The following is a 19,194-nucleotide window of genomic DNA, read 5'->3' as shown; positions in this document are numbered from 1 at the left end:
TAGCGCGTCGGGCGGGGTGAGAGCCCGTAGCCCGGCTGAGCGAAGCGATACCCGGAAACACTCCGAGCCAAGTCCCGGATGTCGCTTCGCTCATCCGGGCTACGAAATGTCACCTACGGAATTCACGACGCGCGCTGGGCCGCGGTCATCACGATGCGGATCAGATCGGCGGCATTGCGCGCACCGAGCTTCTTCATGATGTTGGCGCGATGGTCCTCGATGGTGCGCGGGCTGATGCCGAGCGTGCGGCCGGCCTCCTTGTTGGAGGCGCCGGCGGCGAACTGCTCGAGCACCTCGCGCTCCCTGCGCGTCAACGGCTCGCGCCCGGGGAAATGCAGCGAGCCGAACTTCGGCGCCGCGTTCTCTGACTGCCTGCGTGCATAAGCACCGATCGCCTCGTCGAGCCGGCCGACGATCTCGCTGCCGCGGAACGGCTTCTCGATGAAGTCGAGCGCGCCGCTCTTGATGGCTCCCACCGCCATCGCGATATCGCCCTGTCCGGAGATCATGAAGATCGGTGCCGGATAGTCTTCCCCGTGCAGCTCATTGAGAATATCGAGGCCCGACTTGCCGGGAATGTGCACGTCGAGCAGGACCGCTGCAGGTGTGCGGCTTCGCGCGACGGAGAGCAATGCTGCGCCGTCCGCAAAACAGATCACCTCATAGCCAGCCGCCTTCAACACCATCGACAAGGTGTCGCGAACGGCAGCGTCGTCGTCGACCACGAAGATTTCACCGCGAGAGCTTTGTTCGGCCATGTGCCACACATCCGGTTGGCATGAAGGACTCGCGTCCGCCCCAACCGTTATGGCGTTCGGCGCGGATTCGGCCCACCGTATTTGTACGGGACATGGACTTAACGCACAAGTAGCGGCGAGGCGCCTAATTGCAGGGGACGGAGAATATCCATGCTAATTTGGCCGCTATGCCGCCTCTCGTGGCAATGCCCGAGGTCGAGAGCCGTGAGCTGATTGCGGCTGACCTTCGCATGCTGATCTCGCAGATCGAGACCACCATGCGCCGGACCGCCACAGCCATGGATCAAGAACACGGGAGCGATCCGGAAGGTTCCGCCGACGTCTTCGTGCTCTTCGATGTCAGACCGCGGTATCCACGGCGATCGCCGCTCTCGACGCCTGCCGGGCCGGCCTTGGCCACGCCCTGGAATGCCTGTCGGAGGCCCGCAGCACGGTGTAGATCGCGATCGCTGCGACGCGGCGACCGCATTCTTTCATCGCATGGCGGCTCAGGCGCGGTGCCGCTCCACGATCGCGTCGGTGGCGACACCACCCCAGGTGTGGATCGCCGGCAGGCCCATCGCGGTCTTGCCAAGGTTGGCGAGGCTGATGCGCAACGCGGCGAGATCCAGCGGCTTGGGCAGGCTCTGGAGCTCGATCCCGACGGAACGGGCAAAGCTGCGGGCGGCGCTGCGGCGCTTGCCGTCCATGCCGCTGATGACGATCACGGCGCCGCCAAATTTCGCCTTCGCCATCTCGCCCAGCACGTCGATGCCGTCGCCATCCTCCAGCACGAGATCGAGTGTCACGCAGTCGAAGCGCGCGGTGCGGAGCTTTTCGATCGCTTCGGCCACGGACGGCGCCACGCTGACTTCGTGGCCGGCCTGCTTGGCCGCGACCGTGATCAGGCTGCGCTGCGTGGCGTCGTCATCGACCACCAGAAGCTGAAGTGCACGCCGCTCGGCTCCGTCGGGCAGGTTTGACGGGAGAGGTGAGAAAGAGCTTCTGGGCATTGCGGTATCCTGAGATTGAGACCGGCAATGGATACACGGTTCGCGCTTAGGCGACGTAAAGCTGCGACGGCAAATTCAGTCGGTTGTTTCAGCAAATGTGAACCAACCTCGCGGCAAACGGCGACGAGACCAGGTGGAGATCACGCCGCTTCGTCACGGCCACCGGCGGCCCGCTTCTTCCGGTTCTTGCCACGCAGGAATTGGATGTCCATTTCGACGCCGTTGACGCGCACCAGTTCGCAGCGGCGGTAGGCAAGGCCGGTGGACGACAGCAGCAGGAAGAACTCTTTCAGGTTCAGGCCCTGAATCGAGCCTTCCACCGTCAGGACGGCGTCGGTGTCGGAGATCGCGTTGAGCTTGCAGTCGCGGCGCCAAGTGCCGTCGATGGCCATGATGCAGACATCATAGCCCCGACTGAACGTCACGCGTTCCGCGCCCTTGCCATCCTCGGCCATGCCTATCGTCCTGCCATGACCGCTACGCGCGGCGCGGCGCCGGCAAGAGCCGGCTTGGCGGTCGCGGCACGCGGGTCGTTCGGCTTGTAGAGACCGCGCTTCTCCGGAATCGGCTTGAACGTATCGGTCAGTCCGACCACCGTTTCGGCCGCGCCCAGCACCAGGAAGCCGTCTCCCTCGATCTGGCGAGCCAGGCGGTTGAAGATGTTGATCTTGGTGTCCTGGTCGAAATAGATCAGCACGTTGCGGCAGAAGATGACGTCGAAGGTGCCGAGCTGAGCGAAATCGTGCAGCAGATTGAGCTGCCGGTGCTGGATCATCGCCCGCAGCTCGGGATTGATCTGCCAGGTCTCGCCGGTCTGCTTGAAATATTTCATCAGCATCTGGATCGGCAAGCCACGCTGCACTTCGAACTGGCTGTAGATGCCGGCCTTGGCCTTCTCGAGCACCTCCTGCGACAGGTCGGTCGCGATGATCTCGAGGCGCCAGCCGGTCAGGGCCGCCCCCATCTCCTTCAGGCTCATCGCCAGCGAATAGGGCTCCTGCCCGGTCGAGCCGGCGGCGCACCAGATGCGCACGCTGCGGCGGCCGGCGCGCGCCTTGATGATCTCCGGCATGATGGTGTCGCGGAAATGATCGAACGGGACCTTGTCGCGAAAGAAGAAGGTCTCGTTGGTGGTCATCGCCTCGACCACGCTGGTGACGAGCGCGCCCGAGCCAGCGCCTTGCAGCTTCTGCACGAGCTCGCCGATGCCGGAGATCCCGGCCTTGCGCGCCAGCGGCAACAGCCGGCTTTCAATCAGATATTGCTTGTCTGCGGACAGATCGAGCCCGGAATGATCCCTCAGGAACTTACGCAGATACTCATACTCGGTCGGGGTCACTGATAGGCCTCTCGGAAGCTGTACTGGGAACACTCTGGCCGGAACACTCCGCCAGATAACTCAGACCATGGCTTGTCCGACCGGGATCAAGCCGACTTCAGCGAATTTGTCGGCGATGATGTCTTTGTCGAAGGGCTTCATGATGTACTCGTTGGCGCCGCCGCTGAGCGCCTGAGCGATATGAGCCACGTTGTTTTCGGTGGTGCAGAACACGACCTTGGGCTGGTCGCCGCCGGGCAGTCGGCGCATGTGGCCCATGAACTCGAAGCCGTCCATCACCGGCATGTTCCAGTCCAGCAGCACAGCGTCGGGCAGCTTGCGCTGACAGACTTCAAGCGCCTTCGAGCCGTCCTCGGCTTCCGTGACTTCGAATTCCAGGCCTTCCAGGATCCGGCGTGCGATCTTGCGCACGACGCTGGAATCATCGACCACCAAACACGTCTTCATTTTGGTTCTCCGGCTTCGATGTTTTTGGGGCTCACGCAGCCATTTGCACTTCGGTCTTGAGCTCGAGGACGCGGTCGACGTCGAGGACGACCATGAGCTGGCCGTCGAGACGGTGGACACCGCCGGCGAGCTTGGCCATGCGGGGGTCGAGATTGACGGGGTTTTCTTCCATGCCGTCCTCGGCGAGCCGCAGCACTTCGCCGATCTGGTCGATCAGGAGGCCATAGGATTCACCGCGCAGGTCGACGCCGACCGCCATCGGGACCTTGCCGTCCTCGGGCTTGGGCAGGCCGAGCCGGGCGCGCATGTCGACCACGGTGACGATGCGGCCGCGCAGGTTCAGCACGCCCGCGATCTCGCGCGAGGACAGCGGCACGCGGGTGACGCGCTCGGGCATGAACACGTCCTGGACGCGGGAGATCGGCAGGCCGAACAGCTGGCCGCCGATCATCGCGGTGACGTATTCGACCATGGCGCCTTCGCCGGACTGGGTCTTCTTGGTCATGTGCGTATCTCCTGATCCATCCCGCTGGGGTTACGCTGCTGCGCGGCTCAGCTCGGAGGCACCGGCGGCGCCCGCGGTCTGTTCCTTCAGCGCCGCGATCAGACCGGGACGGTCGAACTTGGCGACATAGTCGTGGAAGCCGGCCTGACGGCCGCGCTCGATCGCCGCCGGCGACACCAGCGCGGAGAGCCCGATGATCGGCATCGCGCCCAGATTGCTGTCGGAGCGGATGGTCTCGGCAAACTCGAACCCGTTCATGTCGGGCATCTCGATGTCGGTCAGGACCACGTCGAAGGTCTGCGCGCGCAACGCGGCCAGGCCCTCCTGCGCGGTCGGCGCGGTGCGGACGCGGTAGCCGGCGGCCTTGAGCACCGGAGCCAGCATGTTGCGGAAGAACGCCGAGTCGTCGACCAGCAACACCGATTGCGAGTGCAGCGACGGCTTCATCTCCTTGCGGGTGAACCAGTCGGAGAACGCCATCGGCAGGAAGTGGCCGACGTCGATCACTTCGGTGGCCTGGCCCTTGATCACGGCCGAGCCGAGAATGCCGGAGGAGGATCCGCCGACCTCGATGTTGAGCCGTTCCTCGACGATGTCGATGATCTCGTCGACGACGAGGCCCATGGAGCGGCCGTCATCGGAGAACACCAGGATCGGCTGGGCGCCCTGGCTCGCGATGGTGACGCTCTCCATGGCGACGAGCGGCATCAGCTGCTCGCGGTACTGCACCATGTAGCGACCGTTCGAGAACTCGATCTTGTCGGCCGGGAGCTCTTCCAGGCGCGTGACGAGCCCGAGCGGGACCGCCTTGGGCTGGGACGAGCCGGCGCGGAACACCAGCAGCGAGGTGGTCTGCTCGCCGCTTCCGATGCTGTGCGTCCCGTTCTCGTTGTTCATGTCATGGGCCGAGGAGCCGGCGGCGCCGAGCGCCTTGGCAATGCCGTTGGGGTCGATGATCATGATGACCGCGCCGTCGCCCAGGATGGTATTGCCCGAGAACATGTCGATGTGACGCAGTTTCGTCGACATCGGCTTGACCACGATTTCTTCGGTGTGGAACACGCCGTCGACGACGATGCCGAAGGTCTGGCTGCCGACCTGGGTCACCACGATGAAGCCGTTCTCGGGATCGGAGACGGCGCCGTCGTCGATCTTGAGCAGCTTCTTGAGATGGATCAGCGGCAGCAGCTTGTTGCGCAGCCTGAGCACCGCGGTGTCCTTGATGCGCTCGATGCGGTGCTCCGAGTTGGCGCGGGCCCGCACCAGCTCGACCACGGAGAGCTGCGGGATCGCAAAGCGGTCGCCGGCGGCTTCCACGATCAGCGCGGAGACGATGGCCAGCGTCAGCGGGATCTTGATGGTGACGGAGGAGCCTTCACCGGCCACCGACTTGATGTCGATGGTGCCGCCGATCTGGTCGATATTGGTGCGCACCACGTCCATGCCGACGCCGCGTCCCGACACCGAGGTGATGGCGGCAGCGGTGGAGAAGCCCGGCGCGAAGATGAACTTGTGGATCTGGGCTTCGCTCATCTTCTCGAGCTCGGCCTCGGTGACCAGACCTGAGGAGATCGCCTTGGCCTTGATCCTGTCGGTGTTCAGGCCGCGGCCGTTGTCGGCGATGCAGATGATGATGTGGCCGCCCTCGTGATAGGCGGACAGGCGGATGGTGCCCTGCTCGCCCTTGCCGCCGGCGAGACGCTCGGCCGGGGTCTCCAGGCCATGGTCGGCGGAGTTGCGCACCATGTGGGTGAGCGGGTCCTTGATCAGGTCGAGCACCTGGCGATCGAGCTCGGTGTCGGCGCCGTGCATCTCCAGCTCGATCTGCTTGCCGAGTTCGCTCGAGAGGTCGCGAACGATGCGGGGCAGCTTCTGCCAGGCATTGCCGATCGGCTGCATGCGCGTCTTCATGACGCCTTCCTGCAGCTCGGCGGTGACGTTGGACAGCCGCTGCAACGGCACCTTGAACTCGGTGTCCTCGTTGCGGCGGGAGATCTCCAACAGCTGGTTGCGGGTCAGCACCAGCTCGGAGACCATGGTCATCAGATGCTCCAGCGTATCCACGTTGACGCGGATCGACTGGTTGGCGATGCTGGCTCCCTCGCCGGCGCCCTCCTCGGCGATCGACTTCTTCGGCGCGGCCTTGTCCTTGGGCGCCTTGGCCTCTTTGGCGACAGGCACTGGCGCTTCAGCGGCAGGCTGGGGCTCGGCCTTGACTTCGGCTTTGGCAACCGGGGCCGGGACTTCGATCGCGGTCTCGCGGAAGGCGCGCTCAAGCTCGTCGAGCGAGACTTCGCCCGGACGCAGCGGACGCTCCAGGCTCTGGTCGGCCAGCACGCCGGAGGTCATGTCTTTTGCAGGCGCGGCTTCAACGGCGACAGGTGCTTCCGGCACCAGCGGCGGCGCCTCGGCCACGGGAGCAGCAGCACCGGCCGGCATCGGCTGCGCCGAGCCTGACATTGCCGCCATGCCCTGCTCAACCATCGCTTCCAGCTTGTCGATGAGGTCGCGGTCGGTACCCTCGGGCTCGGCCTCGGTCGCCTCCAGCCCGGCCAGAATTTCCTTGATGCGGTCGATCGAGGACAGGATCACCGTCACCGCCTGCCCGGTCACCGGCATGCCGTCACGGAATTTGCCCATCAACGTCTCGCCGGCATGCGCCAGCGCTTCAAGTCGCGGCAATCCGAGGAAGCCGCACGTGCCCTTGATGGTGTGGACCAGGCGGAAGATGTTATCCAGGATCTTGGCGTTGTTCGGCTCCTGCTCGAACTTCACCAGCTGATTGTCCACGGTGTCCAGGCTCTCGCTGGTTTCCGTCAAAAACTCCCGCAACAGATCATCCATGAGCTACGCCTTACTGACCTGGATCTGGACTCGACGCCCGAGCCACGCTTGGCATGAACGGAAGTCCCCGCCTTGGATCGTTAGACATCCCCTTTCACGGTCCCGTTAATTTCATCCTCCGTGCTAATACGGATATTGAAGACAAGTTTGCCGTTCGACCGCATACGACAGCGTTTTTCGGCAAACCGTCACCACGCCGCAACGGCGAGACGCGTGAGGTGAACGTGCCGATAACAGCGGGACCAGGCGCGCGGGAAAGCCCAGCTCGTGAAGGACGATATGCGCGGTCTTCGCGGAATTGTATCGAGCCGCCTGCAATCCGGGGCGGTCCCGCCACGTTCGCTTGGTGCTCTGCCGGGATACGCAAGACCCGCATTTGCGGTAAACGATCCGTTACCGGCGTCCACTGCGGCCGGTGTCGGCGCTAACCCAGGCGCGCGGCCGAGGCGAGGTCGCCGTGGGGACGGTGCTCCGCCAGGCAATCGTTGATGGCGGCGAGCAGCGCGTGCGGCGTGAACGGCTTGCGCAGACACCGCGCCGCACCGAGTTCCAGCGCCATCCGGAGGAAATCGGGAGCTGGCGAATTCAAATTTGCGAACGCGTAGCCGGACATCGCAATCAGCGGAACGGCCGGCGCCCGCTCGTGAAAGATCCTGACCGATTCGAACCCGCGCATGTGCGGCATGAAGATATCGATGATCATCAGATCAAACTGCTCGTGTTCGAGCGCGCGAAGTCCGGCTTCACCTCCTTCGGCGATCGTCACCCGGAAATCGTTGCGCTGGAGATAGACCTCGATGGCCATGCAGACCATCGGGTCGTCGTCGACGACGAGAATATGGCGCAGACCTTCTGTCCCCGTTTGAGCTTCCCGATTTGGCGATTCAATAATTGAACCGTGGCGCACGCCATGCTCCTTTGCTCGAGAAATGGACTGTTGAGAACCTGCTTGGCGGAGCGGGGAAGACGATGGGCGCGAAATCTGCGGCCACGCGGCACCAAGATTCGAAGCAATGTTTGAGGACGGTAGCCACTCGTCCGACCAGCGAGGGTGCACGGATCGCCCGGCGTCCGATGGCAGTGCGGATGCAATGCTTCCGGCTCATGAAGGCCCCTTGCCGCTTTTACCTGCGCAACCCTTGCAGGCTGGCGCGCAGGCTTATGAGCGAATCAGCGTGCCATTCTCATTTCCGCCGCAAATGAACCGGCCGTCTGCCCCCCAACAGGTATACGCGGAGCAACACAACCATTATAATACATTTTGTTGTCGCGCAACTGAATGACGAATCGGACGCGGCGCGGATCACTTCGAAATGCGTCGGATCAGCCATGACCGCGACCATCCTCCAAACCCGATGCGCCAGCCGACAATCTGGATCTGCTGGGTTCCCGGATCGGTACCGGGGAATGATCAGGGAATCTGTCTTGGGGGAGGGCGGCGTCGCGGCGGCGATCACCGATCGGACAACTTGTCCCAATTGCCAACATATCCCGACGGGAACATGATGGAACTTGGCCGGGCGGCAAGCAGTTTCGTGTGCTGCGGCCCGCTGGTCCGGAAGACGGGAGGCTACTTTGGAAACGATGGTGCGTTCCTCCAACGGTTTCCTGTCCGCGCTGTCGGCAGACGATTACGAATTGATCCGTCCGCACCTGCGTACGGGCGACCTGCCGCATGAGGCGGTGCTGGTCGAGACCGGCGAAACGCTCAAGCGCGCCTACTTTCCCCATCGCGGCGTCATCTCGCTGGTGGTGGAGCTCGCCAGGGGCGAGCACGTGCAAGTCGCCATGATCGGCCGCGACAGCCTGCTCGGAACGCTCTCGACCATGGGCGATGCCTGCGCGCTGAACACGGCCATCGTGCTGGTTCCCGGCTCCGCCTCGATGATGGATCTCGATCGGCTGCGCGTCGCGGCCGACCAGAGCGGCACCCTGCGGACGCTGCTCACGCGTCACGGGCTGGCGGTCTACGCGCAGGTGCAGCAGACCGCGGGGTGCAACGCCGCCCATCCAGTAGAGGCGCGGCTGTCGCGCTGCCTGTTGCACACCCATGACCTCTCCGGCGACTACCGGCTGCTGCTGACGCAGGAGGCGATGGCGCAGATGATCGGCGCTCGGCGGAACAGCGTGTCGCTGGTCGCCAATACCTTGCAGCAGGCGAATTTCATTCACTACAGCCGCGGACACATCCAGATCCTCAACCTGGACGGCCTGCGCCAGACGGCGTGCGAATGCTACGCCACCGTGAAGGCGCAGTATGACCGGCTGCTCGGCCCGCGCTGACTGGTGCTGCGGCGTGGTAAACCGTCCGCTAATTCCGGCCCGCAAACACGGATTGTCCTGCTACCGGAACTGAAATCCGGATGCCGTAGACAAGCAACGTGCCGCGCGCGCCTGTCCGGGCCGGCGGCAAACGAACCGTGATCAAGGCAGGCCAAACCATGTTCGAAGTCACCGCCGCGCCGGCGCAGACAGCGCTTGATGCCGAGCCCGCGCGCGAGCCGGGCGCATATCAGGCGCTGGTGCGCGAGATCGGCGAGGACGGTGCTTGCGAAGTGCGCGACGTGTTCTGGAGCGACACCTGCGCGCGCCTGCAATTGTTCCGCACGCTCGCGCTCGCGCAGCATCACGGCAGGATCGCGCGCGAAGCGCATTCGCTGAAGAGCGCGGCCGGGACGTTCGGCTATGTCCGGCTCGCGGCGCTCGCGCTGCGGCTGGAGAAGACCGCGGAGAGCCTTGGCGACGCCGGATTTCGCGACCTCCTGGACCTGATGGACGCGGCCTATGCCGCTGGGCGCGCGCAGGAGCCGGAGGGCTGACGCGCTCGCTCGAAAACGCCGTAACCACTCACGCGTGCATGTCCGCCGTACTTCTACGGCTTGGGATTTTCACAGATGGCTAATCATAGGCAGCGATAGTCGCCGGAAACCAGGAGGGTTTCCATGTTCACCTACGAGACCGCGGATCAGAAAGAAGTTCGTCGCTTCCGCATCGCACAGTTCAACGGCCGGATGGCAACGGTGGCCGCTGGCGAGGAGACGGTGACCGGCTTCGTGCGCTCGGTGCTGGAGCAGGAATCGAGCATGCCGCCCCGCTGGACCATCACGATCATTCCCAACGCGCCGAAGGAAGAGCTCAAGCCGCTGCGGCCCTCGTCGCGCACGCGTCCCTTCGCCGAAGATTATTTCTGAGCACGATCGGAGCCGCGGGTTTTTCTCGAGAAATCTCTCACGCGTGGCCCTCGCCGCTGGCGGGCTGGCCGAGGCAAGAGCCTTCAGTCGATCGAATGCAGCAGCGCCGCACGGACGAGGTCCGCCGTGTTGCGCGCGCCGAGCTTGCGCATCGCCTCGGCGCGATGGCTCTCGAAGGTGCGCGGGCTGATCTGCATCCGAAGCGCACCCTGCTTGTTCGAATATCCCTCGCTGATCAGCCTCAGCACCTCGCGCTCGCGCTTGGTCAGCCGCTTCTGGCCTGACAGGCCGAGCATTTCGGCGCTCGGCAGGCGCTGCGGCTGTGGTGCGCGCGCGAGCTTCGATTCGGCGTCCTCGGCCATGGACGCGATCGGCAGGCCACCCGTGTGAGAACCGGCAAGCTGTTTGACGAGGCCACAAACCCGCTCGGTCTGCACCAGCGCATTCTCCACGACCCGCTGCAAATAGGCACGGTCGCCTGTCACCGGCGCGAGCTGATCGCTGTGATGCTTGATCTCGCCCATGTAGAGCAGGAGCGCCGTGAGGGGACCGTTGAGCTCGCGAGCGATGGCGGCGGCCATTTCGTCGGCGGCCTTGGCGCGGGCGGCGTTCAGGCGGACGACATCGAGCTCTTCAGTCGGAGCGGCGTTGCTTTCGTACCATTCCGACGGCCGCGAATCAGTGGCCGTGTCATTCTGTGACCCCATGTCACTCGTTTAGCGGAACCCCACGCGATCTGTAGTTAACTTTTTGCTCCGTAAGACTACGGTGAATTTGGCAGTTTTGTGCTGAAACGCCGGCACAGGCACACTTTATGCTTGAGTGGCAACGCCCCTCAACAGTCTCAGGTTGCCGAAACTGCCCCAATGATGGGCTGATGACCCGAAGCCTTCTTAACGATCCGATCGGCGCCGAATACCTCCGGCGCCGGATTTTACCGATATATTAACGGCGGCTTGCTTCTCTATGTCGCAATTGAGAGCGCGCAAATGCCTCCATGCATGCAGCCGATAGGCCTGCTGGAATCGTTGCGGAAGATTGCGTGCCATGAACGAGATCGACCAGCTATCGAACTTCTTGCAGAAGCTGACGCCCCTGTCGCGCAGCTGCCTGCTCAGCGAACTCGAACGGCTTGAGCTTTGCGGCATCGACATGCCGGGCTCGTCCGACCTCCAGTCCCGGTTGCGCGCCGAGTTTCGCAAGGACGGATCGAACCAGGCGCGCGCCACCAGTCCCTCGCGCCATTTCTTTGCGCCGCTCGAGCTGCTTCTGATCGACGGCGCGCCCGAGCATGCCAATGTGGGGCGGATCTCGCGCAACACACTCACCCCGATCTGGGAGTGGATCTGCCGCGACCTGCTGCCGACCATGGCGCGCGACTACATCAAGGCGATCAGCGACCAGGTCGCCGCCAACAACCAGAAGGAAGTGCTGAAGATCGCATCGACCTTCCAGACCAAGGTCGTCAAGGTTCTCGAGAGCACCCTCGCATCAGCGGAGAGCACCGAGTTCGCGCGCGGCAAGCTCGCGCAATATACGGCATCGCGCACCGCCTTCGACGACGTGAAGAAGATGCAACATGTGCTGCGCGCTGGCGCCGCGCTGCCGAAGTTCAGCGAAAAGCTGCCCGAGAAGATCGCGAAATTCGACGACGGCACCGTTGATCAGATCACCGCACGATTGGACGCCTTCAAGAAGGCCCATCCCGAGGCGCTGCCGTTCGCGCTCACGCTGGTGGCCAAGCGGCTGAAGACGTTCTGGCAATTGGTGCGCCTTGCCACCAAGGCCGCCGCGAGCAAGAGCGCCGCCGATGTCGCAGCCACGCCCTATGCCTGCGTCGTTCACATGGTGCTCGACCAGCTCGACGACAGGCGCCTCGCCTTGCGCATCGCGCTCCGGCACAACCGGGTGCTGATTGCGCGCGACCTGCTCGCCGAGATCTACGACACCGAATATGCGCTCAAGGTGCGGATCGACGGCATCGAACATTGCGAATGGGGCATTCGGCTCCAGCAATTGATGGACGCGATCGCGGCGCTGGTGTCCGCCGAGGTGAGCCGCTTCCCCTCCAATGTCGGCCACATTCTCGGCTCGCGCCGGCTACGCAGCCACGACACGCTCGGCGGAAAGCTGTCCTATCTGGCCTGGAAGGGACGCGACGTGATCGAGGACGGCGCGGCCGCGTTGCGCAAGCTGATCGGCCAAACCTGATCCCGCGACTAAAGCGCGCCTGGCGCGCTTTAGCTTGTCAGTTGAGCATGATCTTGTCGGAAAACCGCTGCACACTTTTCCGGATCATGCTCAGTGCGCGCGCGGCAGGCACAGGAAGCGATCGAGAAATCGTCCTGACAGCACGAACCTGAACCACCAATACATTATTCGCCGCGACGTCATTGCTGCGATCCTCGACAGCCCACCACCGGCTGCCAGAGCAATAGCGCACCTGCAGCAATCCGCTTGTGATGTGCTTCACATTGGCGCCAGCGCGCACCGACGCATTGTCGCAGAACCGTCACGAGCGAACCGGGAAAAATGCGCGCATGACGCGCAATTGAGGCGCTCCATTATTCAATTGGGCGAGGCGCGCGCGGCTTGGTCCAATTGCAGGACAGTGCGCGCGCATGCAGCCTTACTGCACGTCGCGAAATCTCTCGTGATTGTCGCAACCCTGCGCCCGATGCGCGGGCAGACGTAAAAACTTCTCGAACGAGACCCAGACAATTTTAGACATGATGGGTGCTTTAACGTTACCCAGATAATTCGACGATCGACTGAAGCCTTCCATATTTGAAACTGCTCACGTCGCTAACACACCGGCACGGAACGGGAGTGCTTGCGATGAACGACGACATTGTAGAACTCGCCGAACGAAGGCCGAAGACCTTCGGACGGCGAAAGGTGAAGCCGCGCGCATGCGTCGCCGACGGCAAGCGCCATCTTCGCGCGTTTCTCGCGGAAGTGCTGGAGGATCTCGGCTTCGTCACCACCGAATGCGCCAGCGCCGAGGAGCTGCAGAGCGTGCTGACGAGCGAATTGCCCGACCTGATCCTGCTCGGCATCGCCGCCGACGGCATCGAGCCCGGCAAATTTCTGGAGACGCTGGTGCGCGAGGCCTTCGACGGCAGGGTTCTGACTGTGGGCGCCCGCGAGTCGATCATCGTCAGGGCCGTGCAGCAGGTCGGCGAGGAATACGGCCTCAAGATGCTGCCGCCGCTGACCACGCCGTTTGCCGCGGAGACGCTGCGCGACCGCGTCGCGATGCTGTTGCCCGAGGAGCCGGCGCCGAGCCCCGCCGTGCACGTCGGCGAGGCCCTGCACGCCGGCTGGCTCGAGCTCTGGTACCAGCCCAAGATCGACGCGCGCACGCTGATCCGCAATAGCGCCGAGGCGCTGGTGCGGATGCGGCATCCGACCTGGGGCGTGGTGCCGCCCGCCTATTTCATCCCCGAAGAGCACGACCCGAATATGCGCGACCTCTCCGAATTCGTGATCGAGCGCGCCATGCAGGACTGGCACTATCTGCTGGAGCAGCAGAGCCCGGTCGATCTCGCGATCAACTTGCCGGCGTCATATCTGAAGGAGCCGCAGGCCGTGCGCGATCTCTGCCGCCGCGTGCCGACGCATCCGGCGTTCGGCGGGCTGACGATCGAGATCGACAGCGAGGAGGCGATCCGCGACCTCGATCTCATGGTTGAGGTCGCCCGCGAACTGCGTCTGCACAATATCGGCCTGTCGATCGACAATCTCGGCGCCAACTGGCCATCGCTGATGGACTTGGGCAAAATTCCCTTCATCAAGCTGAAGGCCGACCGGCACTTCGTCACCGGCAGCGGCACCGATCGCCTCAAGCGCACGGTGTGCCGCCACATCGTCGAGCTTTCGCACGGCTATGGCGTGCGCGCCGTCGCCGAGGGCGTCGAGAGCCGCGCCGACCTGGTCACCGCGAACGAGCTCGGCTTCGACCTCGTGCAGGGTTTTCTGTTCGGCAAGCCGATGCCGCTGAAGAAGTTTGCGCGGAGCACGCTGACGCGGACGGTGATGGGGGGCGCGTGAGGCGGCCTCAGGCAAACCGCCGCGCGAAGAAGACACATGCGACCACCAGCGCGGTCGCGACGATCATGCTCCAGGCGACCGGTTCGTGCAGAAGCAAGCCGGCAAGCGCAAGGCCGAAGAACGGCTGGAGCTGCTGCAACTGGCCGACGCGGGCAATGCCGCCGAGCGCGAGCCCGCGGTACCAGAAGATGAAACCGACGAACATGCTGAAGATCGAGACGTAGGCGAGCCCGATCCAGGCGGGCACGCCGATGCCGCTCCATGTCGACGGCCAGGTTAGAATAGCGACGGGCAGCATCAGCGGCAGCGACAGCAGCAGCGCCCAGGAGATCACCTGCCAGCCGCCAAGGCGGCGCGACAGCGCTGCGCCTTCGGCATAGCCGAGCCCGCACAGCACGATCGCCGCGACCATCAGCAGATCGCCGGTGAGCGATGCGGTGCCGTCGTTGGAGAGGGCAAAGCCCGCGACCGTGGCGCTGCCCAGGATAGCGAACAGCCAAAACATCGGCTGCGGCCGTTCGCCGCCGCGCAGCACGCCGAAGATCGCGGTCGACAGCGGCAAGAGCCCGATGAAGACGATCGAATGCGCCGAGGTGATGTGCTGGAGCGCGAGCGCCGTCAGCAAGGGAAAACCGACCACGACGCCGATGGCGACGATGGCGAGCGAGACGAGATCCCCACGCGCCGGCCGCGCCTGGCGGAGCAGGCCGAGCACGGCCACACCGATCAGCGCCGCGATGACCGCGCGCACCGAGGTCAGGAACAGCGCGGAAAACCCGCCGACCGCCACGCGCGTCGCCGGCAGCGAGCCGCTGAAGATGATGACGCCAAGAAGCCCGTTGCCCCAGCCGCTGCCGGAAGATTGCATGCGCGTTTTGCCCTTGTCGGTGGATCCCAACTGGAGAGACCAGCCGGGGGCGGCGTGACGATTACCTGTAAGCTTTCCAACGCCCAACAACAAAACGCGCGAAAACAACCCCATGCACAGTAGACCGGGGCTGCAAGATCAATGACTTACGCGGGGCGGAATCGTCTGACTGGGCGACACTTAATTCGCCTTGATGCCCGCTTCACTGATCAGCTTTCCCCATTTCGAGCTTTCGCTTTGGATGAAGCGGCTGAACTGCTCGGGCGAGGTCGGCGCAGGCTCTGCGCCAAGCGTCCGGATCTTCTCGACCACCGAAGGGTCCTTCAGGGCTTTTCCGAAGGCTTCGTTCAACCGGCCGACGATATCGACTGGCGTGCCGGCCGGAGCAACCAGCCCGAACCAGCCAACGGATTCGAAACCCGCAATCCCGCTCTCGGCGAGTGTCGGCACATCGGGCAAGGACGAAAGACGCTGGGCAGACGACACACCGATGGCGTTGAGCTTGCCTTCGAGGATCAGTTGCCTCGATGCGGGGATATCCAGCACCGCGAAGGGGACATGGCCTGCGAGAACGTCGACCGTCGCCGGCGCGGTCCCGCGATAAGGGACCAACTCCATGGCGATCCCGGTCTTCTGCGTGAACAGTGCCGCGGTCAAGTGCATGGCCGTCGAATTGCCGCCATGCCCGATTGACAACGCGCCCGGCCTGGCCTTGGCGAGCGCGATCGTTTCCGCGACCGTATGCGCCGGCACGTTCGCGGACGCAACCAGCACGAAGGGAATTTCCGCGAGCAGGGTGATCGGCGCAAGATCCTTCGGATCGAACGGCATCGACGAATTGAGATGCGGATTCACCGTCAGACTGCCTGCCGGCGCGACGCCGAGCGTATAGCCATCGGGCTTGGCCTGCGCGACCGCGGCCATGCCGATGTTGCCTCCAGCACCCGCGCGGTTCTCGATCACGAGACCCTGTTTGAGCTCGGCAGTGACCAGCGGTTCGAGCGCGCGGATGACGGTATCGGCGCTGCCGCCAGGCGGAAAGGTCACGATGATCTTGATCAATTGCTCGGGATAGGCCGCTCGGCTCGCTTCCAACGGCAGCACGGCGAAACTCGCGGCCGTCAGCACGGCCAAAATGCGGCGGCTTGCAACGTGAAACACGTTTCCCTCCCCGGTGCGTTCTTGTTTGTGAACCACGACTTTGTAAACCACGTCCTGACGGACTTCGCCGCGAGACCGTCCGCTTCAAATCGCCTTACGCCGAAGCACCAGTAATGCGCGTCAGCAAGCCTTGTGGGTCCGCGGGCGCAGCCTGCCCGCGCCAGGCGATGTGCTGATCGGGCCGCGCCAGCACCAGCTTCTCGGCATACGCGCCGTTCGCTTCGTCTGGCGCGATGTCGACCAGCGCGAGCGGAATGCCGCGCTGCTCTGCGGCAGACTTCAATGGCGCCACATCGATCGCCGGATCGAACCGCAGCAAAGTGTAGCCGGTGCCGAAGGCATCGTAGAGCGATCGCCCGTCCCGCAGAAACAGGTGCGGCGCGCGAGCGCCCGGCACGGTGGAGGGCGTGAAGCTGCCCATCGCGTAGGCCGGCGGCGTCTCGCCGTCATAGGCAATGATCGGCGAGGCATCGTAATAGTAGCCGAAGTTCAATCCGGCGCAGCAATATTGCTGCACGTTGAGGTCGTAGGCCGCCCTGGCCAACGCTGCGCGCGCCGCGTGGCCGCGCGGCGTGTCGTCCTCGATCTCCGCGGAGACTCCGCCACGCTGCGCCATCATCTTCATCGCATGCTCCATGGCAAAGCGCGACACCTGTTCGGTGATGGGCTGACGCTCCGCCTCGTAGGCATCGAGGATCGAAGCCGGCGCCCACCCGTTCAGATGCGCCGCCACCTGCCAGCACAGGTCGACGGCGTCCGCAATGCCCGCATTCATGCCGTAGCCCGCATATGGCATCCACAGATGCGCGGCGTCGCCGCAGATGAAGACCCTGCGGTCGCGGAAGCGATCGGCGACAAGCCGGCGGCCGACCCAGTCCTCCTTGCTGAGGACGCGGTATTCGAAGCGCTCGTCGACGCCGAGAATGGCGCGGATGGCCCAGTGCCGATCGACCGAATCAAATTCGGGCTCGTCTGGCTTCAGGTGATTGTGGATCAGCCAGCGGTCACGACCGTCGATCGCCACCGTCGTGCCTGAGCGTCGCGGGTTGAGCGAGAGCACCATCCAGGCTGGCTTGTGCGCGCCCATCAGCTCCTTGAGCTGCGGCGCTTCGATGAAGGTCGATTGCACCCGCTGGATCACCGGCGTGCCGGACAGGTTGGCGCCGATCGATTTGCGAACCAGGGAACGGCTGCCATCGCAACCGATCACAAAGGATGCCTCGATGCGGAGCGAGCTTCCGCTGTCGAGGTCGCGCGCCAGTGCGACCACATGGTCGTCATTCTGCTCGATGTCCGTGATTTCCGTGCGCGCCAAAATGGTGATGCGCGACTGAGCGGCGGCATGGCTGAATAGGATCGGCTCGAGATAGACTTGGTTGATCCGGTGCGGCGGCTCCGGCGTCGGCCACCAGGTATCGGGGCCACCGGTGGCGCTGTAGCGGCGTGCGCGCGAGGGAATGTCGATGCGGCACAGCTCGATGCCGGTCGCCGTGGTCCGGTAGGAGCAGTCGTTCGGGAAATCTGCGGGCAGGCCTGCGTCGCGCAGCTTTGCGGCGACGCCGAGCCGGCGGAAGATCTCCATCGAACGCGCCGAGACGTGGTTGCATTTGACGCTGGGCGGATCGCCGGCTTGGCGGATCTCCGCGACCACGACGTCGATCCCACGGGATGCCAGATCCATCGCCGCCGTCAATCCGACGGGCCCGGCGCCCACCACCAGCACCTGTGTTCTCATGTTCGTTTCCGATCCCTTGGCGATCGCGACTTCACCGTCCACGGCATGCATTTTATTGCATGCTCGCTTATGTGATAAGCCGGAAAGAACTCATCAATTCATGAGCTTTGCCTATGAACGTCACCTTGCGGCAATTGCAGGCCTTCACCGGCGTGTACCGGACGCGCAGCATCACGCGGGCCGCGCGCGAGCTGGGAATCACGCAATCGGCGGCGAGCCTATTGATCCAGCAGCTCGAAGCGCAGCTCGGCGTTAAACTGTTCGATCGCTCCACGCGTTCGGTGCAGCCGACGCTGGCTGCTGACGAGGCAGTTCACGCCGCCGAACGCATGCTGGGTGATGCGCTGGGCCTGTCGCGGCGCATGCGCGACCTGGCGCAGGCGCGCGCCGGCCGGGTCGCGTTTCTCGCCTCAGCCGGTACCGCATCGGCACTGCTGCCCTCGGTGCTCGCTAAATTCCGGGCAGGCTATCCCGACATCGAAATCGACATGCGCGACGTCGCCGCCGACGATCTCGTTCCGCGTCTGAGCGCGACGGATGCGGAGTTCGCGATCGGCAGCGTCGAGGGAGACTTCGCGGAGCTGACGATCGAGACGCTGACCCGCGGCCGCCTGAGCGCCATCGGCCGGCGCACCGCCGACTTCGCGGCACGCCGCGCGCTGACATGGGACGAGTTGGCTCAGATGCCCACGATCGCGATGCGGGGCGAGACGCGGATTCGCATGCAGATCGATCAGGCGCTGGGCACCCAGGGCAAGCACCTCAACCCAACCTATGAAGTGACGCTGATCAATACCGCACTCGCCATGACGGCGCAGGGCCTCGGCCTCGCGATCCTTCCTGCGACGATGCTGCCGGCGGATCAATTTCCGACTCTGATCGCAAAACCGCTGATACGCCCTGCCATCACCCGCCCGGTGTCGCTGCTGCAGCGCCAGGGGCGGACGTTGTCGCCAGCCGCGCAGGCGTTTGTGGCGACGGCGCGGACGGTGCTGTCGGAGCGAGAGCCGGCAAGATCAGACTGATCTATCGAGCTTTCTGTAAGCCGTTTTGTTGTGGCGGATGATGTTGGCGGAGAGGGAGGGATTCGAACCCCCGATAGGCTTGCACCTATGCCGCATTTCGAGTGCGGTGCATTCGACCACTCTGCCACCTCTCCTGAAGGCGCCAAGTAAGGAGCATGGCCCCTGTGGTTCGGGCGTTAATAGGCGAGGATGGCGGGCCAGACAAGGCTGGGAGGGCGAAAATCGGGCCGGTTTTCCGGCTGACCCACGATGTCACGGTGATGATCGGGGGCGATC

Annotated in this window: 19 protein-coding genes, 1 tRNA gene and 1 pseudogene; 7 read left to right on the top strand and 14 right to left on the bottom strand. The window is 64.2% G+C overall.

The window, feature by feature from the left end:
• Positions 1-122: 122 nt before the first annotated feature.
• On the bottom strand, positions 123-758 hold the full coding sequence (locus IVB45_RS01160) for a response regulator (RefSeq protein WP_007604420.1): 636 nt from the start codon (positions 756-758) through the stop codon (positions 123-125).
• Positions 759-943: 185 nt separating this feature from the next.
• On the opposite strand from IVB45_RS01160, the pseudogene IVB45_RS01155 reads away from it, so the two are divergent.
• Positions 944-1,197, top strand: a pseudogene (locus IVB45_RS01155) (hypothetical protein).
• A 49-nt stretch (positions 1,198-1,246) separates the two neighbouring features.
• On the opposite strand, the gene IVB45_RS01150 reads toward IVB45_RS01155, so the two are convergent.
• The 7 genes from IVB45_RS01150 to IVB45_RS01120 all read right to left on the bottom strand — a co-directional run bounded on the left by IVB45_RS01150 (position 1,247) and on the right by IVB45_RS01120 (position 7,792).
• Positions 1,247-1,750: a response regulator gene (locus tag IVB45_RS01150; protein WP_027568374.1), complete on the bottom strand. Its 504-nt coding sequence runs from the start codon at positions 1,748-1,750 to the stop codon at positions 1,247-1,249.
• Between the two features lie 140 nt (positions 1,751-1,890).
• Positions 1,891-2,205, bottom strand: coding sequence for a hypothetical protein (locus IVB45_RS01145; RefSeq protein WP_027568375.1), 315 nt, complete (start codon positions 2,203-2,205; stop codon positions 1,891-1,893).
• A 2-nt stretch (positions 2,206-2,207) separates the two neighbouring features.
• A complete protein-coding gene (locus IVB45_RS01140) occupies positions 2,208-3,089 on the bottom strand; it encodes a protein-glutamate O-methyltransferase CheR (RefSeq protein ID WP_247363184.1) in 882 nt (293 codons plus the stop codon).
• Between the two features lie 60 nt (positions 3,090-3,149).
• Positions 3,150-3,536, bottom strand: coding sequence for a response regulator (locus tag IVB45_RS01135; protein ID WP_027568377.1), 387 nt, complete (start codon positions 3,534-3,536; stop codon positions 3,150-3,152).
• Between the two features lie 31 nt (positions 3,537-3,567).
• Entirely contained in the window at positions 3,568-4,041 is a 474-nt protein-coding gene (locus IVB45_RS01130; RefSeq protein WP_247807541.1) for a chemotaxis protein CheW, read from the bottom strand.
• Positions 4,042-4,071: 30 nt separating this feature from the next.
• Positions 4,072-6,885, bottom strand: coding sequence for a hybrid sensor histidine kinase/response regulator (locus IVB45_RS01125; protein ID WP_247363328.1), 2,814 nt, complete (start codon positions 6,883-6,885; stop codon positions 4,072-4,074).
• A 424-nt stretch (positions 6,886-7,309) separates the two neighbouring features.
• Positions 7,310-7,792: a response regulator gene (locus IVB45_RS01120; protein ID WP_247358144.1), complete on the bottom strand. Its 483-nt coding sequence runs from the start codon at positions 7,790-7,792 to the stop codon at positions 7,310-7,312.
• A gap of 677 nt (positions 7,793-8,469) precedes the next feature.
• Between IVB45_RS01120 and IVB45_RS01115 the strand changes: the two genes are divergently transcribed.
• The 3 genes from IVB45_RS01115 to IVB45_RS01105 all read left to right on the top strand — a co-directional run bounded on the left by IVB45_RS01115 (position 8,470) and on the right by IVB45_RS01105 (position 10,076).
• Positions 8,470-9,168, top strand: coding sequence for a Crp/Fnr family transcriptional regulator (locus IVB45_RS01115; protein WP_197031102.1), 699 nt, complete (start codon positions 8,470-8,472; stop codon positions 9,166-9,168).
• 158 nt (positions 9,169-9,326) lie between these two features.
• Positions 9,327-9,704 (top strand): Hpt domain-containing protein, encoded by a 378-nt coding sequence (locus IVB45_RS01110; RefSeq protein ID WP_247358145.1) that lies wholly within the window; start codon positions 9,327-9,329, stop codon positions 9,702-9,704.
• A gap of 123 nt (positions 9,705-9,827) precedes the next feature.
• Complete coding sequence (locus IVB45_RS01105) at positions 9,828-10,076, top strand: hypothetical protein (RefSeq protein WP_027566442.1); 249 nt, start codon at positions 9,828-9,830, stop codon at positions 10,074-10,076.
• Between the two features lie 83 nt (positions 10,077-10,159).
• On the opposite strand, the gene IVB45_RS01100 is transcribed toward IVB45_RS01105, so the two are convergent.
• The gene (locus IVB45_RS01100) at positions 10,160-10,783 is read right to left on the bottom strand and encodes a helix-turn-helix transcriptional regulator (RefSeq protein WP_247358146.1); all 624 of its coding nucleotides are present in this window, start codon (positions 10,781-10,783) and stop codon (positions 10,160-10,162) included.
• Between the two features lie 340 nt (positions 10,784-11,123).
• On the opposite strand from IVB45_RS01100, the gene IVB45_RS01095 reads away from it, so the two are divergent.
• Entirely contained in the window at positions 11,124-12,287 is a 1,164-nt protein-coding gene (locus IVB45_RS01095) for a hypothetical protein (protein WP_247358147.1), read from the top strand.
• A gap of 37 nt (positions 12,288-12,324) precedes the next feature.
• Here IVB45_RS01095 and IVB45_RS01090 read toward each other — a convergent pair whose 3' ends face one another.
• Positions 12,325-12,549: a hypothetical protein gene (locus IVB45_RS01090; RefSeq protein WP_247358148.1), complete on the bottom strand. Its 225-nt coding sequence runs from the start codon at positions 12,547-12,549 to the stop codon at positions 12,325-12,327.
• A 365-nt stretch (positions 12,550-12,914) separates the two neighbouring features.
• Between IVB45_RS01090 and IVB45_RS01085 the strand changes: the two genes are divergently transcribed.
• Positions 12,915-14,129, top strand: a complete 1,215-nt coding sequence (locus tag IVB45_RS01085; protein ID WP_247358149.1) for an EAL domain-containing response regulator — start codon at positions 12,915-12,917, stop codon at positions 14,127-14,129.
• A gap of 7 nt (positions 14,130-14,136) precedes the next feature.
• Here IVB45_RS01085 and IVB45_RS01080 read toward each other — a convergent pair whose 3' ends face one another.
• From IVB45_RS01080 to IVB45_RS01070, 3 genes are all read right to left on the bottom strand, one after another.
• The gene (locus IVB45_RS01080; RefSeq protein WP_247358150.1) at positions 14,137-14,997 is read right to left on the bottom strand and encodes a DMT family transporter; all 861 of its coding nucleotides are present in this window, start codon (positions 14,995-14,997) and stop codon (positions 14,137-14,139) included.
• A 180-nt stretch (positions 14,998-15,177) separates the two neighbouring features.
• A complete protein-coding gene (locus tag IVB45_RS01075; protein ID WP_247358151.1) occupies positions 15,178-16,158 on the bottom strand; it encodes a tripartite tricarboxylate transporter substrate binding protein in 981 nt (326 codons plus the stop codon).
• A gap of 94 nt (positions 16,159-16,252) precedes the next feature.
• Positions 16,253-17,893, bottom strand: a complete 1,641-nt coding sequence (locus IVB45_RS01070) for an FAD-dependent oxidoreductase (RefSeq protein WP_247358152.1) — start codon at positions 17,891-17,893, stop codon at positions 16,253-16,255.
• A 113-nt stretch (positions 17,894-18,006) separates the two neighbouring features.
• Between IVB45_RS01070 and IVB45_RS01065 the strand changes: the two genes are divergently transcribed.
• On the top strand, positions 18,007-18,918 hold the full coding sequence (locus tag IVB45_RS01065; protein WP_247284819.1) for a LysR family transcriptional regulator: 912 nt from the start codon (positions 18,007-18,009) through the stop codon (positions 18,916-18,918).
• 44 nt (positions 18,919-18,962) lie between these two features.
• On the opposite strand, the gene IVB45_RS01060 is transcribed toward IVB45_RS01065, so the two are convergent.
• Positions 18,963-19,052, bottom strand: a tRNA-Ser gene (locus IVB45_RS01060).
• Between the last annotated feature and the right edge of the window lie 142 nt (positions 19,053-19,194).

It is taken from the genome of Bradyrhizobium sp. 4 (genome assembly GCF_023100905.1).
Lineage (GTDB): Bacteria > Pseudomonadota > Alphaproteobacteria > Rhizobiales > Xanthobacteraceae > Bradyrhizobium.
The sequence above is the reverse complement of the archived record's forward strand: the minus strand, read 5'-3'. Positions and strand labels throughout refer to the sequence as shown.